Genomic DNA, 16432 nt, shown 5'->3' on the forward strand with positions numbered 1-16432 from the left:
GTAAAGATGAAATGCGAAGAATAATGCTACTAGTGATGAGCGTGTTGTGGCTAAGTCAGGCCAGTGCTGATGTGCTCGATGATAATCAAATTGAAGCGAGCAAGCCGATGATAAGTCAGCGAGATGTTTCGCAAGATTATCACTTGGGTACAGGGGACAGGATCTCTATTAGTGTCTATGGCGAAGATGACATGTCTATGGATCTGAAAATCGGTAAATCGGGTGTCGTCAGTTTTACTTATATTGGCGAAGTGCAATTAACGGGTAGAACTCCAAGTGAAATCGAGACTGAAATCGAAGACCGTCTACGTGGTGACTATGTCCTTAATCCAATGGTGACGGTCAGCCTTGAGTCTTTCCGACTTTTCTATATTGCAGGAGAAGTGAAATTACCGAATGGTTATGAATATCAACCACGTATGACCGTTGAACAAGCTATTGCTATGGCTGGTGGGTTTACTGATCGCGCTGATGAATCTGACATTCGCATCCGCTCAGGCGCAGATTCGCATCTTATTGAAGATGTAGAACTTACTGATCCGGTAAAACCGGGTGATACCGTAATAATTGAACAGAGTTTTTTCTAATATGACAGTTGGTATGATTAAACAAGGTGAACAAGTCGAGAGCAGTATCGATTTTGCTCCACTATTGAAAGGCTTCAAGAAGCATGCACTTAAAGTCATGTTGTTTAGCGCTATTGTAACGGGTGCGTCAGCGCCACTGATTATGTCGATGGATTCACAATACGTATCTACATCGGCAGTATTGTTGAAAGCGCAAGCAGACAACGCGACACCGTTCGAGCAGGTGGAAGGTTTCGACTCTACTCGTGACCAATACTACGATACTCAATTTAATTTGATGCAAGCGCGCGTTGTACTTGAGAAAGCGATCGAACAGCTAGAATTGGATGAGAATGCTGAGTACAACGGTGATGAGTTGCTTGAAAACGGAAATTGGGAGCTCTCACCGCGTGAACGCTTGGATAATACGGTTAAATACCTGCGTAAGCACCTGACTTTTACTGCAGTGCGCTCAACGCAATTGGTATACGTTTCATTCGAATCTCCAGATCCTAAAGAAGCCGCTCGTGTTGCTAATGCTGTTGCTCAAGCTTTTATTGACCATTCTGTCGCTCAGAAAGTCAAGAAGACGGAGCTAGCCCAGGATTGGAACGAAGCTCAAATGGATGAGATCCGTAAGCAAGTCGATGAGAAAAAAGCGCAAATTCAAAAGTTCCTTAAAGAAGAAGGCCTACTGACATTCCGTGGAATTGATGGCTTTGAAACTGAGCAGCTAAGCATTACGACGAGTAAGCTTGCTGATGCTAAAGAACGCCGTTTGGATGCACAAGCTAAATACGAAGTGGTGATGCGAAATATGAACTCATCGCTTGAAGATGTAGCATCGGTACCTGAGATTTCCAACCACCCTCAGTTACAGGATTTGCGAAATTCTTTAGTTCAAGCCAAGCGTAAGCTCTCCAACTTGCAGAACAAGTATGGTCCTAAACATAACGCGATCATTGAAGCGAAGGCTGAAATTGAGGCCGTTGAAAGCCAAACAAAAGTATTGCTTGATGAGTTGAGTTCAGGTCTTAAGAAACAGTACCAGTCGTACCTATCTAAAGAGAACCGCTACAAAGCGCTTTTGAACCAACAGAAGGCTGAGTTCAGAGGCCTAGTTGGTAAACGCGATCAGTACGATACGATGGAATTAGACCTTCAGAAAACAGAAGATCTCTATCAGCAGCTATATCTGAGAAGCAAAGAGCAGGAACTGACGGCACAGTACCGTGAACCGGACGCGCTTATTTATGACCCAGCTGTACCTGCTGAACGTCCGCAGAAACCGAACAAGAAACTGCTTGTCGCTATGGTTGGTGTTTTGTCTTTCATCTTGGCTGTGTTGTTTGTGATTATTCGCACTGCAACTAACCAACGAGTGGAGTCTTTACGTCAGCTTTCCTCAAAGCTTGGCTTGGCGCCGCTTGCCGACATGCCTGTGTTTGACAAAGGTGCAGAGCGTTCATCTTTGGTTCGTGGAATTACGCGCAACCATACTGCGATGGAAACCGTTCATGGACTTAATAGCGCAATTGAGTTGAGCGCACCAAATGCTTCCGTCATCGGTGTAGTTTCTACTTGCAAACAGGAAGGCGCGAGCTTTATTGCTCAACTCATGGCTCATGGTTTTGCGAGTCATCATCGTACATTGCTAATCGACCTTGATTATCGCAGCGAAAGCCCACTTTCAAAGCAAGAAGAGTTCTTGGCTCAACCATCCAAAGAGCATAAAGGGTTTGCAGAGTGGATCTCGGAGAAAGGAGATATCGCAAATTACGTCATGGCGATGAAACAAGGTGGAAGCTTTATGCCACGTGGTTTGTCAAATCAGTCTCCGCTTGTTCTTCTAGCTCGTCCTGAAGCGAAGAATGCGATGGAATCATTGGCGCAAGGTTATGATCGCGTGATCGTTAACTTACCTAACTTGAATGAAAACAAAGAAGCTCAAGTTATCGCGAAAATGCTAGAAGGTGTGGTTGTGGTTATGACTGCAAATCGACGCTCAGTGAATGCTGTTCGACAAGACATTGCCAAGCTTGATTACGAGGCAATTAATGTTCTAGGCGGTGTATTGAATAGCGTAAGTTCTGATGAGCTAAAAGGTGAGGAATCGCTTCGTTTTGTTGCTCAAGGTAGTGTCTCAGCTTTAGATAGCGCAAGTGCATAATATGAGTTTGATCAAGAGTATTACAACGGTTGCCAGCTCTTCCATTTTGTCGCAAGCAATTGGTGCATTCTCCATCTGGCTGATATCGCACCGCTATGGCATGGCTGAAGTTGGCAACTATGCGCTGACGTACAGTGTTTCCTTAATTGGTGCTCAAATCTGTACCTTTGCAACTCAGTTATTGTTGCCGAAACAGGATTCGCAACACTTGGCGCAAAATGTAATATTTTGCTTGTTTCAGACAACGGTAACTGCCCTCCCTTTTGCGTGGGTGGCAGTTACCCTATTTGAGCAATCTTACTCACTGTATTACTTTTTGACCGTTGCGCATTCATGGGTTCTTATCTCAGAGAACCTATTAATGCGAGATGAAAAAATGTCGTTGCTTGCGGTGCAACGACTGTCAATTTCTGCTCTCGTCGCGACGAGTATTTATTTCTCCGCGCAGCCGTTGCAGATGTACTGGGTCTGGACTGGTGGTTTATGTGTCCTTGTGTGTTCGTGGTTATGTTACTCATTGCCATTCAAACAGATCGAATTGCACCACTTCTCTTGGTCAGCGAATCAACGGTTTTTCGTAGAAAATCGTCAGCACATTGGCCGTATTGGTAGTGCTGAAGTCATCGCTATGGTTAACCTTAACCTACCAGTGATTTTGATTAACTTCTGGTTTTCTTCGTTAACAGCGGGTTACTTTGCAGTTGTGAATCGCTTCTGCATGTCACCTGTCGTTATTGTCGGCAATGCAGTACGGAACTCGATCTTTTCTAAGTGGTCGACGGATTTTCGTAATGATCGCTTTAATTATCCCGAATTTCTTAAAGTACGTAAGTTACTACTGTGTCTGGGTATTACGGCTACTGCGGGTGTATTTATTTGTTATCCATTGGTGATGTCCTTGGCGACAGAGCAAGGGTGGGTGACGCAAGAGTGGCTGGATTCAGTTCCGACTTCTCAATACATGCTGCCGTACCTATTTACTGCTTTGGCTATATGCCCATTAACAGTGGTAGAGCTAGTCTTTGGCTCGCCTAAGTATTTCTTACGTATCCAATTTGAACAATTACTTGTTGTGGCGATAGCTCTTGGCGCTATGCCTTACTTTGAGCTGGGCTATGAAAGCTCGATTATCGCTTTTGCTGCGTTATCTGCAGTTCGTTATGCCTTTATATACCTCACAGTAAACAAACGAGCATCGTCACTATCGAGTGATATTAAAGAGTTGAACGGAGTGAAAGACGCGTGATTCTCAACAATGGTTTATTTATCCAAGCGTTTGTTTGGATAAGTTTAGGTTTGTGTGGTGCGGTTCAGTACTTCACAGGAGTCGGTGCGGTACTTTGGTTACCGTTCTTACTAGCATGCACTATGGTGCTATTGCTCATCATGCAAACACGATTTCGCCCTTTTTCGTTAGACGCGAAAGAGCAGTGTATTTTCGTTTTGCTGATCGGATTGATTGCTATCGCTGTTATTTCTACCTTACTACAAAGTGGAGTGATAGTGACAATTGTCGGTATGAAGAACGAGATTGGCTTAGTGTTGATCACCTTGTGTTTAGCATTGGGATTTTGCCAAGAATCGCAGCTATATCGAGGCATCAAAGCCCTTTATGGCGTTTTCTACTTACAGTTTCCAGTCATCTTGTATCAGATTTTAGTTATCGTGCCTCAGCGTGTTGCTATGAAGGGCGACTTTGAAAAGTGGGATTCGGTCGTCGGTACTTTTGGTGGTGATCCAATGGGCGGGGGTAACAGTGCTGCTCTCGGTCTGTTTTGTTTACTGATCATGTTACTCAAGTTGTCAGAGTTTAAGCACGGCGTTGCAAGTCGTACGAATACTCTACTACATATTGTGGCGGCTTTCGCAGTATGTGTGCTTGGTGAAATCAAGTTTGTGATCCTGCTGTCTCCTATTTTAATGGTTTATGTGTGGTTTTCGCCTAGCTACGTTAAGGGGATGAAGAAGTTCAGCTTTAAGATGTTACTGATCATCTCACTGGGTATGCTTCTGCTCGTTGGACTAGCTATTTTTGCACTGGCTTCATCTTACTCTGCAGCACTTGGTACCGATCCAAGTAAAGGAGTACTTGAGGTCTTCATCGAGTCTTTATCCTATATCTTTGATCCAAATGCGGTGTTGGAAAACGGTGAGCTAGGTCGTTTAACCACTGTTTTCTTCTGGTTAGAAAACAGTGGATTATATGGTTTGCCAAGTGAGCTGTTTGGCTACGGATTAAACGCTACCAACCGCGGTAGTTCTGTTGCTCCAGGTTTTTTGAATATCGTATTCAATGTGCTATTGGATTCAACGTCTTTAAGTATGATGTTGTGGGAGCTAGGTATTATTGGAACGCTGCTGTCAGTCTTATCGTTCATCGGCATTATTGTCGTCGCCAGACCCAAACCGGTGCTTGATAGAAGCTCGCTAGATAGTCGAGATATGCGTTTAGTGTCGTCACAGCCTGCGTTTATCGCCTTCGCTATTGCTGGGTTATTGAGTCTGCCATACAGCCAGCTACTCATGCTGATTCCCACATTACAGTTCCAATTCTACTTTGTCTTAGGAGCACTTCTTGTTAATCGCCACGCTATTCTGGCGAATCGTCATGCGCTTGCTGAACGCGTTATATCCTGATCATAAAATAAAAGAGTCGTAATAATGAAAGAACAGCCTCTAATTAGTGTCATCATCAAAACTTACAATGAAGAGCAGGGAATCGCTAAAACGATTAGAAGCATTCGTACCCACCTTAGCCAGTATCCTCATGAGATACTGGTTGCGGACAGCCTATCTAGCGATAGTACTCAAGCGATTGCCATTGCGGAGGGGGCAACAGTGGTGAGCTTAGTTCATGGAGAAGAGCGTTGCTGTGGTGTAGGCCACCAACTTGGTTACCTCCATGCGCGTGGAGAGTTCTTACTGCTTATGGACGGAGACATGGAGCTGGAGCCAGAGTTTATAGACGCGGCATTAGAGTTTCTCTGCTCTGACATGCAATATGCGGGTGTTGCAGGGTTGGTTGAAATGGATGAGGCATCAAATTATGAGTTTAAGTCTCGTAAGCAACGTTTAAAAAGCATCTATCCGGTTGGGGATTGTGAACATTTGGGCGGAGGCGGCCTTTACCGTAAGAGTGCAATAGATGAAATCGGCTACCTAACCAATCGAAATTTACACTCATGTGAAGAAGCAGAGTTAGGTATGCGATTAAAACACGCTGGGTACAAATTGCACCGCCTTGAGGTACCTTATTTCCACCACACTTCATATGACATGTCTTCTTTGCAACTACTCAAGCAGCGCTGGCGAAGTCGATATCTAGCCGGGCCAGGCGAGTTATTGAGAAGCGCTTGGGGGCAAAAGCATTTCAAGGATGCATTACATATCGTAAAAGTTTGGCTAATTTACACTTTGAATCTAGTGATATTAGCAATCTCGATCCTTAGCTTGCAGCCATTGTTGATATTGTTTTCTGCATTGCCTTTGATTGCCTTTTTTTCTGTTAAGGCAGCCAAGAACCGATCACTCAAAGAAGCTTCGCAAAGCGTAATTAATTTAACCATGTTCTCTGCTGGAATTATTAGAGGTTTTTTCACCAACCAAAAAGATCCTAAAGCGGCACCAGAAAACAAGATTATTAAGGCAAGCGAATAATGAAAGTACTACTGGTTAACAAATTCTTTTTTATGAAAGGAGGGGCTGAAACAGTCTTCTTCCAAGAACGAGATTTTCTAAAAGCGTCGGGAGTGCAAATCGTAGACTTCTCAATGCAGCATGAAAAAAACTGGCAGACAGAATACAGCGACTTTTTCGTTGAAAATGTGGATTATCACCAGGGGCACGGGTTGTTGTCTAGCTTGAAAACAGCTTGGCGATTTATTCATAATTCAGAAGCTTGCACTAAAATTAAAGCACTGATTGAACAAGAAAAACCAGATATTGTTCATTTTCACAATATCTACCACCAATTAACGCCTTCTGTTATCAAAGTTGCGAAATCGCTGGGCTGTAAAACCGTACTTACTGCTCACGATACAAAAATTGCCTGTCCGAATTACAACATGTATCTGAATGGAAAAGCGTGTGAAGCATGTTTGGATGGCGGTGTTTGGAATGCGTTTAAAAATCGCTGCCAAGACGGTTCCGCTTTTAAGAGTGCTTTACTTTCTTTAGAGGCGACCTACCAGGAGCTGACTGGTAATTATCGTGCGTTGGACGTGATCATTTCACCGAGTGAGTTTCTCGCGAATATTATTCGTCGTAAGTTGCCTAATACTCGTATTGAAGTGATTGTGAACGGTATTGATGAAAACGTAGATAGAAGTGATATTGGCGACGACGGTTACTTTCTATTTCTCGGTCGATTAAGCCGTGAGAAAGGTGTCGCGACGATGTCTTCGGCTTATGAGATGTCTGCTAAAAAACTGCCTCTGAAAGTGGTCGGTGATGGGCCTTTATATGAAGAGTTGAAGAAAACTTGTCCATCGATTGAGTTTTTAGGTTTTCAGACTGGTGATACGTTGCACAAATTGATCAAAAGAAGCAGTGCAGTTATCGTTCCGTCTGAATGGTATGAAAACTGCTCCATGTCAGTGCTTGAAGCATTGTCATACGGTAAGCCAGTAATTGGTTCGCGTATTGGAGGAATTCCTGAACAAGTACGAGATGGAGTTGAAGGTTTATTGTTCGAAGCTGCGAATCCCACTTCATTGGCGGAAGCAATGGATGCATTTGCCGAGGATGCTGATCGTGCTGTTGACTTAGGTATCAATGCTCGCAAACGTCTTGAAAGTAAGTATTCAATGTCTCGCCATCAACAAAGCTTACTCGACCTTTATCATGAACTTATCATTGAGTAGAGGTTGGAAGTAATTCAATTAGCTCATAGGAACTTAGTTCCTATGAGCTTTTTTAATGGTGACGATAGTTATTAAGTGATTATTTCTCATCATAAACTGATTTGCCATTAATGAAATAACCACTCTTTATATTGATTGGATTCTAATATAAGAATAACTTCCAATAAGATGTAATTTCTCTAAGGAGTGGCAGACTGAGATAAAGAACGGAATAGAGGGGAAAGGATATCATTAAATAGTTAAGTCATTTTTGAATTTAGCGAGTTAGTATCGCAGTAAAACTAAATAATAATACTGCGACTTATTCAATAAATTTATTGATTTATATGACTAATAGCTATCTATATCAGGTGAGTTTCTTAAAAGCTCTTCTTGAGTCAAGTAGGTTCTTCCTCCATTCTTTATGAATCTGCTAGATTTATCTACAATTTCAGCATTTTCTTGAGATACTGTCGCTGCATAGAACCACCTTGGTTCTTCACTCACATAGGCAAAACGACTCCCCATAGCTCCAGGCAAATAGCCGGTTCCTGCAAAATCTCCAGCAGCAACATCAGAATCTACATTTGGGTAGTAGTCTGCACCTATATTTATTAGATATTTAGCATCGGATAAATCGCGCTTTGAAATCCCATTAGTAGGTTCGAGCCAAGCGCGAACACGAACAAAGACACCTAAAACATTTTCTCCATCGATCTCTATTTTTTGTGTTCCTCCATGGGTGGGGTAGTGGTCACTGCTGATTTGGTATTTCAGTTCTCCGTTATCTAGATAGGTAGCATTGGCGTCTTCAATATAGTTTGCTACATCACGTGAGAAATAGGCTGACCAACTAAACTGGATATCTGGAAGCCGCTCCCAATAAGCCTTGCTTATGCTACGCTTTTCATCGCTGGCGTGTAATAGCCAAACTTCTGGACGGCTCATCGCGACTCTAAAGTCGTTAATTCTATTTGATTGTGCTTCAAATCCTGTAAACCAAATTGTCATCCCATTCCATGGATCGCTATCAATAATTGACTTGTCAAGAACATCATCTGTCCACCAAATTGGAGCAGCATCTCCCCGAGGGCGTCCTTGTGCAATGGTAGCACCTTTAGCCCATGATGGTTGAGTTGGTGCACCATACAGAACGTCGTCATTAGGCAAGGTCATAGCCGCTATCGCTTCAGATGATGCGACGTGATTTGCATTGCATGAAAAGGAGGAAATTAAGCATAGTGCGATGGTAATTGTAGGTTTTAATTTCATAAAATACCTATTCGAAAAATTAATGGTGTTCACCTGACATTTCTTTATTAAGTTTGGTTTTATTTTGTAAATCAGATTTTTCTGAATTTTAGCTTCTTTCAATTACTGAATTATAAATTTATTATTGTATGTTCTTTACTTGATTTATTGTTGTTTAATATATAGCAGATGATTTTTTTCAGTGTAAAGATAAAGCAAATCCTCTTTAAAAAATGCTCTTTGAAAGTGTATGCATATATTTATAATGATTTTGATTAGCCTCAATGATAAACCATTATTTTTGGATCTTAGCTTGTCAGTTATTTCCCAATCTAGCTTTGTTGTAAATGATGCTAACTATTTTCTGACAAAGTAAGCTCATCAGTGACCATTATTAGCTAGGGACAAAAATTGATGTAATTTAATTGTCTGGATTTACTCTAGTTTTTTAAGCGTTCATTCCAACTGTCGTTGAACATTGGTACTGTTATATAAGGCATTTCTGCTATTTATTTCCATAAACATCACCGATTGTTATTTCTAATGATTAGTGAGAGTTACATTATTGTTTATAAATATTTGGCTTATTTATCCTTTTTATTAACTCATTACTGATGTGTTTAGGCCTCAGTTAACGATGCTCGCATCAGCCCTTCTAGATGGTGCAGCTAGATAAGAGAGTTTAGCGTGGCTACAAAATAGCTTCGCTCCTTATCTATAGCTGACTTATACCTAACTAATTCGATGAGTAAATAAATGAGCGTTAAAATTACCGTATTAGGTACCAGAGGCATTCCTAATGTATTAGGCGGCGTAGAAACACATTGCCAACATTTGTATCCGCAGGTAGTCGAGCAGTCAAAATCTCAAGTATGTGTTCTCGCTCGTTCACCATATGTGGATTATGAGCGTTCTGAGTTTCAAGGTGTGAAGACTAAATCGGTATGGGCTCCAAAGAAGAAATCTCTTGAAGCGATTCTGCACTCTACACTGTCCGCGTTTTCTACTTGGACAGATCGCTCTCAAGTTGTGCATGTTCATGCGATTGGACCGGGCCTTGTCGTACCTTTGCTGCGTCTACTTGGCAAGAAGGTGGTTTTTACTCACCATGGGCCTGATTATGATCGCCAAAAATGGGGTGGTTTTGCGAAAAAAATCCTGATGCTGGGCGAAAAGTTTGCCGTTCGTTGGGCCAATGAAGTGATCGTCATTTCGGATGTCATTAACGACATCATCAAGCAAAAGTATGGCCGTGACGATGCTCATCTCATTTACAATGGTGTCGAGCCTTCACAGCAGCTTGATGATCTCATCGTACAGAGCGCATTAGATAAGCATGGCCTAACTGCACAACAGTACTTTGTTGCCGTGGGGCGATTTGTTGAAGAGAAAGGCTTTCATGATTTGATTGATGCGTATGCTCAGTCTGATTGCACCATTCCACTTGTTCTAGTCGGGGATACCGACCATGAAACGCCATACAGCCAGGCGTTAAAAGAGAAAGCTAAGCGTACTCCGAATGTCATCCTTACTGGGTTTCTAAATGGTGATGAGCTAAAAGCGGTGTTCTCTCAAGCAAGATGCTTCTGTATGCCTTCGTATCACGAAGGGTTACCAATCGCCTTACTGGAAGCAATGTCTTACTCGTTACCTGTGGTTGTCAGCGATATTCCTGCGAACGTTGAAGTGGCTCTAGCGAGTGATAACTACTTCTCTGTCGGCGATATTTCCCAACTAAGCGGTAAGCTAAACCAAGCCCAGCACTTAAGCTCTGTTGATTATGAAGAATATTTGGCGAAATACGATTGGCATAAGATTGCGGACCAAACCATAGCGGTATATCAAAAGGCGTTGGAGAAGTAATTCTTGAACAATACGAAAGCAAAGAAAGCTCTTAATCAATTTTACCAGCTACTTGATGGTGATGTTGCGGCAAGTTTGACCGAACAGCAGAAGAGCGAGATTGAGCAGGCGGTTTGTTCGCTTGGATTGGTCTCTCGCCATTCCGTTGATGTACGCAAAAGTATTCCTTGGTTTGGCAAACGCTACTATTTCGTATTACTTGGCGGCCGTGATCGACGTCGCCAAGTTCGAGCAGAAGAGTCCAAATTAGTAAACTTTCTCACCGTAACCTTAATAATTTTCTTGTTGGTATGCTTAGTTGGCCTGTCTGGGTTTGCGCTGTATTTGCTCAAATCGGCACTGGGAATTGATATCTTCAAGAATTATTCGTTTGGTGTATGGGATTGGTTTAAGTCATTAAGTGTTTGATATTAGGAAAAAACTGACAAGAAAAACTCTTTTTTACAGGATGGTAATCAGTTAGTTTGTTTAGTCAGTTTTCCTTAGTAGCAAAACTATAAAAAAGGCAAGAGTAGGGGGGCTTTGCATCCTACTAACTGACTACATATGAGAGAAATTTGGCTCGATGTTTTGTTTGCCTTTGCTGAATTACGAGAGAGCGCGTGTTCGATGGATTCTAAGGCGTGTCTCACTCGGAATACACGACTTTATCACTCATACATAAGGACTTGTTATGAAGCATCGTTTCTTGAAAACAACATTAATTGCTGCACTCTGCGCAGTTCCTCTATCCGCCAGCTACGCTTGGCAAACCGCCAATATAACCGCTTACCCTGAAGGACTTACTGGACCGATTACCAACCCTGGTATTGGGGTAGAAACGTTTCATAACAGCTGGGGAGTCACCCTTACGCCTGCTCAGTATCCTGAAGGTGGCATCGATTACAATCGCTTTTATTGGAGTGATTTAGAGCCAGAAGAAGGGAAGTACAACTTTGGGCTTATCGATAAGATTTTTTCTGATAATGGCAGTAAAACACCGAGAAAAACGGTCGGTCTTCGCTTTATGACGGCCGATGGTCCGTATAGCGGAAGCAAAATCCCGCAATGGTTGATCAATAAAGGTATCGCGGGTCAATGGCAAAATGGCACCTTTGTTCCTGACTTAGATGATCCTGTTTATCTCAAATACATGGAGAAGTTCTTACAGGCATTTGGCCATCGCTACGATGGTAACCCGAATTTAAGTTATCTGGACATAGGTATGGTTGGTTCTTGGGGAGAGTGGCACAACAGTAACTTTAACCAACTACCACGACTTCATGACCGATATACGACAGACCAACTGAACCACATCATTGACTTGCACTACGAAGCGTTTCCTAAAACTGAAAAAATCATGCTGATTAGTGGCGGAGAAAGCTTAAATTACGCAGTCTCTAAAGGTGCGGGCTGGCGAGCAGACTGTTGGGGTGATTGGTACCACTATTCCAAAACTTGGAGCCACATGGATGATGACTATCCATACCGTCTTGAACAAGCTGAAAGAGCAGACCCTAAGTTTAAAGACGCGTGGAAATATGCGCCGATCAGTTTAGAAACTTGTACCACACCGGGAGAATGGAAGTCGATTCAAAACTACAGTTTAGCGGAAGTAAAAGCGAGTTTGGACTGGGCGCTAGATAATCATGTCTCTTCACTTAACCTAAAATCGAAACCGATTCCTGACGAATATCGTCCGTTACTTGATGAGGCTTTGTTAAAGCTAGGCTATCGACTTCGCGTTCAATCGATTACCCATCCAGCTGGGGCATCGACCGGGACGACCATTACGATCAATACGCAGTTTACTAACGAAGGCGTCGCACCACCTTACACACACCGTAATTTGGCTTATCGACTACTGGACAGTACTGGAAAACCAGTGCTGTTTATTAAAGCACGCTACGACATTAGCCGTTGGCTACCAGGAGAGCATTCTACAAAGACGAGTTTAACATTGCCTAAAGATTTAGATTCGGGCGTTTATTCCGTTGAAGTCGGGCTGGTCGAAACCGCCGATGACAGGCCTTTAAATCTTGCCAATGAAGGTCAGCAATCTGATGGGTGGTATCGCCTCTCAAGCCTGTGGGTATGGTAACCTTGATAGACTTAGCCGCTTCAATATGAAGCGGCTTTTCTTTTAGGTCTCTACAATCAACTCGGTGTAACCTGTGTCCGGATCGGGTTGACGAGAAAAGCGCAGTGTTGGATAGAAATGGATGATCAACTCGGCCGTCGTATCGACAATGCAGCCCTCTAGCATATGTCCTCCAATCACTTGCCCATTGGCTTGGGCCACAGACACATGCACGTGTTGGTGTGTGGGAGTAAGTGTTCCCATCAACGAAACAATTTCGACCGGTTCACTGAGCACTCGCTCTTCGGTTGCTCCCGCTAAGCGTATCTTGGTTTGCTTGAAGCAACCAACACATGAAGCGATGCTGCCAGCTTGAATGCTATTCTGTTGGACGATGTCTTGTATCGAGCGTTTTAAGTCTGCACCTTGTGTCAGGCGCACAGCAAGAGGGGTGATCACATTAAGTCCTTTTAGATTTAGTTAACCTTGTAGCGTTTTACGGCGCCATCTGTTTGCTCAATCTGGGGGGAATGATTCTTGTCTATAGGCTGCCATTTCAATGCGCCATTGGTTTCAAAGTCATTTGCGGATGCACATTGAATGATATGGTCGCCAACTTGTAGCATTGCACCTTCGGAATAGGCTTGGTCTTGGTAGTAGCAAACTCGCTGTGCCACGGTGTTCGCATTGACACCAACACCAATGACCGTCGATTTGCCAATAGGCTTGCTAATCTCAGCGGAAGCGCCAAAGGCAGTCATTAGAAACAAAGATCCCCAAATATAGTTGCGCATACTTGATCACCATGGTTTTTCGACAGGTAAAACACCAAATTTGCGTTCGTAGCGGGGAAGCATGCTTTCATTGCCGAGCAGCCCCCCTTGATGCAAGTAGATGAGTGTTTTGTGTCGATTGTGTGGATACCAATATTGTAGACACTGCCACATCATAGGATCGTAAAGCAAATCAAACTCGATGTCCGTTTGTTGCAGGAGCTGTGCCCAAGTTTGGTAATCGCTTTGATAAAGCTTGCCAAAGTGATGCTTAGATTCCAATTCTAGGATTGTCGGGAATTGGGTTTCTCCAAGATCGATAAACTGCTGCTCTAGGTAGGCTTTTCCCCCCACACACGGGCAAGTTAACACCTCGATTCCATGAGGCGCTAGGTGTTTATGCAGATAGAGTGCTGTGGTTCCTGTCCCAGATGGCAGGGCAAGAGTGAACTGATCTCCCGCAGCGAATCGAGTCCAAGACAAAATTTCTCTGGCGAGCTGTGCGATACCGTGTTCCGCTTGTTGAAATCTGCCCCCTTCAGGTACGACGAGGCAAGAGTCATCAGGTTTTCGCACTTGTTCAATATGTACCTGTGGGTGCAAACCTTGTTGACCGATAACGTCTATTTGAGCGCCCAGTTCGAGTGCCGCACGATAATTTCCTTTAGGGTTTGCTACTAGCCACTCTGGCATATGGTCGACGTAAAACTCAAACTTCCAACCTTTAATAGCGGCAAGAGCCGATAAGGAAAGCATCGCATTTGATTGAATACTCCCATAGCTGATCAGGGTAGAGATATGCTCTAACGGTGAATCCAATAGAGCCATAAACTTACGAGCCTTGTTACCAGTGAAATGGCTATGGAGTTGGTCATCGCGCTTAAGAAAAAACGGGATGTCTTCGAACTGGTGTTCGGTAACAGGGGTGTTGGCGAGTTTCATGCGTCACAGTTCAACATTTAGGGTCGGCTAGTTTAACAAGAAAATGCTTAAGGCCAAATGCTAGATAAACCATTGAAGGTTCTTTCATGCGTTGGCGATGAAGTATAAGGCTTAAGTTTCACGCTAATGGGCAAAGCCTTACAGTAAGGGAAATGATAATCCAATAAAATTTTAGCTGCGCTTAGCAAGCTCTCTTTACCACGTGTTGTGTGTAGCGACTGCACGCTTGGTTAAGTCCGAATATTCAATGCAAGGTTTATCATCGTATATGCAAATCAAAACATTTAATCAGCTGACTTCAGTTCTTTCGTATGAGATGAAAGTAAACGACTCCAGCAAAAGCAAGTTGATCGTCTTTATGCTAAGAGTTTGTAACTACTTCTCGAACTTTTCCAAACCGTGGCGTTATTTGTTTTATCCAGTGTTTGTCCTAAATCGGTTGTTAGTGGAGTACTTGTTGGGAACCGAAATTCCTTTTACAACCAGTATTGGCAAGGGCTTTCGAATCTATCACGGTTATGGGATTGTAATTAACAGTAATACCCGTATTGGTGAAAATTGCAGTATTAGGCATGGCGTGACGATCGGTAATAAAACGCTAAGAGATGGCACACCATCCGCAGCTCCAGTGATCGGCGATAATGTTGAGTTCGGTGCCGGCAGTATTGTGATAGGGGACATCTGTATTGAAGATAACGCGAGAGTCGGTGCAGGCGTCGTTGTGACTAAAGATATCCAAGCTAACCAAACCGTCGTTCCTCAGCCAAATCGTGTTATTGGCTAAACCTAATCAATCATTGGCAAAAGCAAAGCAGCATTTTTGGGAATGCTGCTTTTTTACATTCTGATTCAGCCCAAATATTAAGCTTACCTAAAACCAGCCTGACAACGCCTTGTATAGAACCTTTCTACCAAGCGAACTGCACTCACCCATTACCTTCGAACACCGGCAATGTTTACTCCTTTTCGCGCTAAATGATCTGGTAAAAGCCAGATAAAAAAAGCCCAGAGCAAGGAGGCTCTGGGCGGATACAAACATAGGAGTTAAATAAGAAAAAGCAGCGTAAATTAGTAGCTTCAGTAAGAAAACAAGTTCGACGGCCTGTCAACTTAGGAATGCTCTGCTAACTACACTTATTCAGACTGGCGGATTGCAAAACAGTTCAATAAAAATCGAAAAAAAATTAACTTTTTTCTTTCAGCCGTTTAGTTGCTCAAAATGCACTCTGGTCAGACCAATGCTAAAAACTGTGATGTTAATAGCTTGTTGTATTTTTGTGTCGCGTGTATATTTCAAACAGTTGTTTAATACGAGTGATTGAAATGGCAAGCAGAAACAGTACTAAAGAAAAAATCCTTGATGTAGCCGAAGCTCTGTTTGCGGAGCATGGGTTTAACGATACTTCTCTTCGTACTATCACCAGTAAAGCGAACGTAAACCTCGCGTCGGTTAACTACCATTTTGGTGACAAGAAGACGCTTGTGCGTGCGGTGCTCAATCGATACCTAGAAGCGTTTATGCCAGCGGTTCAAGATGCGTTAATCAATCTGAACCTCAATGACAGTTACGATATGTCAGAGGTTTTTGAGTCTTTGCGTACTCCTCTACGTAATCTAAATGATGTGAGGCCTAATGGTACGAGTCGATTCATGTTGCTGATTGGCCGTGGCTATACCGATGTACAAGGTCATTTACGTTGGTTTATCACGACCCGCTACCAAGAGACTTTATCGCTTTTCACCCAGTCAGTAATGAAAGCGAATCCTAGATTGACTCAAGAAGAGCTGTTTTGGCGTTTGCACTTCACTCTCGGGACTTGTGTATTCACCATGGCATCGAGCCAAGCGTTACTTGAAATCGCAGAAAATGATTACGGCAAATCGATGGATGCAAAATCGGTTGTCGACCAACTTATTCCATATTTAGCAGCAGGCGTCGCTGCGGAATAACTTAATAAATAGAAACA

Annotated in this window: 15 protein-coding genes; 11 read left to right on the top strand and 4 right to left on the bottom strand. The window is 43.0% G+C overall.

The window, feature by feature from the left end:
- Positions 1 to 11: 11 nt before the first annotated feature.
- Genes RH45_RS10575 through RH45_RS10600 form a run of 6 tightly spaced genes read left to right on the top strand, consistent with a single transcriptional unit; the run spans position 12 to position 7598 of the window.
- A complete protein-coding gene (locus RH45_RS10575) occupies positions 12 to 587 on the top strand; it encodes a polysaccharide biosynthesis/export family protein (RefSeq protein WP_039958510.1) in 576 nt (191 codons plus the stop codon).
- A gap of 1 nt (position 588) precedes the next feature.
- Positions 589 to 2736 (top strand): GumC family protein, encoded by a 2148-nt coding sequence (locus RH45_RS10580; RefSeq protein WP_008076872.1) that lies wholly within the window; start codon positions 589 to 591, stop codon positions 2734 to 2736.
- 1 nt (position 2737) lies between these two features.
- A complete protein-coding gene (locus RH45_RS10585; protein WP_008076874.1) occupies positions 2738 to 3982 on the top strand; it encodes a lipopolysaccharide biosynthesis protein in 1245 nt (414 codons plus the stop codon).
- Entirely contained in the window at positions 3979 to 5373 is a 1395-nt protein-coding gene (locus tag RH45_RS10590; RefSeq protein ID WP_008076876.1) for a hypothetical protein, read from the top strand. Before RH45_RS10585 ends, RH45_RS10590 begins: the two co-directional genes overlap by 4 nt.
- 24 nt (positions 5374 to 5397) lie before the next feature.
- Positions 5398 to 6393 (top strand): glycosyltransferase family 2 protein, encoded by a 996-nt coding sequence (locus RH45_RS10595; protein WP_008076878.1) that lies wholly within the window; start codon positions 5398 to 5400, stop codon positions 6391 to 6393.
- Positions 6393 to 7598 carry a glycosyltransferase family 4 protein gene (locus RH45_RS10600; protein ID WP_008076880.1) on the top strand — a complete coding sequence of 402 codons (1206 nt, stop codon included), beginning with the start codon at positions 6393 to 6395 and terminating at the stop codon, positions 7596 to 7598. The genes RH45_RS10595 and RH45_RS10600 overlap by 1 nt, the downstream gene beginning before the upstream one ends.
- Before the next feature lie 330 nt (positions 7599 to 7928).
- On the opposite strand, the gene RH45_RS10605 is transcribed toward RH45_RS10600, so the two are convergent.
- Entirely contained in the window at positions 7929 to 8951 is a 1023-nt protein-coding gene (locus RH45_RS10605; RefSeq protein ID WP_241211641.1) for a hypothetical protein, read from the bottom strand.
- Between the two features lie 633 nt (positions 8952 to 9584).
- Between RH45_RS10605 and RH45_RS10610 the strand changes: the two genes are divergently transcribed.
- The 3 genes from RH45_RS10610 (at position 9585) to RH45_RS10620 (ending at position 12771) form a co-directional block, all read left to right on the top strand.
- Complete coding sequence (locus RH45_RS10610) at positions 9585 to 10691, top strand: glycosyltransferase family 4 protein (RefSeq protein ID WP_008076883.1); 1107 nt, start codon at positions 9585 to 9587, stop codon at positions 10689 to 10691.
- Between the two features lie 3 nt (positions 10692 to 10694).
- Positions 10695 to 11099: a hypothetical protein gene (locus tag RH45_RS10615; RefSeq protein ID WP_008076885.1), complete on the top strand. Its 405-nt coding sequence runs from the start codon at positions 10695 to 10697 to the stop codon at positions 11097 to 11099.
- A gap of 265 nt (positions 11100 to 11364) precedes the next feature.
- Positions 11365 to 12771 carry a DUF4832 domain-containing protein gene (locus RH45_RS10620; protein WP_008076886.1) on the top strand — a complete coding sequence of 469 codons (1407 nt, stop codon included), beginning with the start codon at positions 11365 to 11367 and terminating at the stop codon, positions 12769 to 12771.
- A gap of 42 nt (positions 12772 to 12813) precedes the next feature.
- On the opposite strand, the gene RH45_RS10625 is transcribed toward RH45_RS10620, so the two are convergent.
- Genes RH45_RS10625 through RH45_RS10635 form a run of 3 tightly spaced genes read right to left on the bottom strand, consistent with a single transcriptional unit; the run spans position 12814 to position 14465 of the window.
- Positions 12814 to 13209 (bottom strand): PPC domain-containing DNA-binding protein, encoded by a 396-nt coding sequence (locus RH45_RS10625; protein ID WP_008076888.1) that lies wholly within the window; start codon positions 13207 to 13209, stop codon positions 12814 to 12816.
- Positions 13210 to 13226: 17 nt separating this feature from the next.
- Positions 13227 to 13544 carry a DUF1496 domain-containing protein gene (locus RH45_RS10630; RefSeq protein WP_008076890.1) on the bottom strand — a complete coding sequence of 106 codons (318 nt, stop codon included), beginning with the start codon at positions 13542 to 13544 and terminating at the stop codon, positions 13227 to 13229.
- Positions 13545 to 13550: 6 nt separating this feature from the next.
- On the bottom strand, positions 13551 to 14465 hold the full coding sequence (locus RH45_RS10635; RefSeq protein ID WP_008076893.1) for a 1-aminocyclopropane-1-carboxylate deaminase/D-cysteine desulfhydrase: 915 nt from the start codon (positions 14463 to 14465) through the stop codon (positions 13551 to 13553).
- 268 nt (positions 14466 to 14733) lie between these two features.
- Between RH45_RS10635 and RH45_RS10640 the strand changes: the two genes are divergently transcribed.
- Positions 14734 to 15249, top strand: a complete 516-nt coding sequence (locus RH45_RS10640) for a serine O-acetyltransferase (protein ID WP_008076895.1) — start codon at positions 14734 to 14736, stop codon at positions 15247 to 15249.
- A gap of 539 nt (positions 15250 to 15788) precedes the next feature.
- Complete coding sequence (locus RH45_RS10645) at positions 15789 to 16415, top strand: TetR/AcrR family transcriptional regulator (protein ID WP_008076898.1); 627 nt, start codon at positions 15789 to 15791, stop codon at positions 16413 to 16415.
- Positions 16416 to 16432 lie beyond the last annotated feature (17 nt).

The sequence above is a fragment of the Vibrio sinaloensis DSM 21326 genome, from assembly GCF_000189275.1.
Classification (GTDB): Bacteria; Pseudomonadota; Gammaproteobacteria; order Enterobacterales; family Vibrionaceae; genus Vibrio; species Vibrio sinaloensis.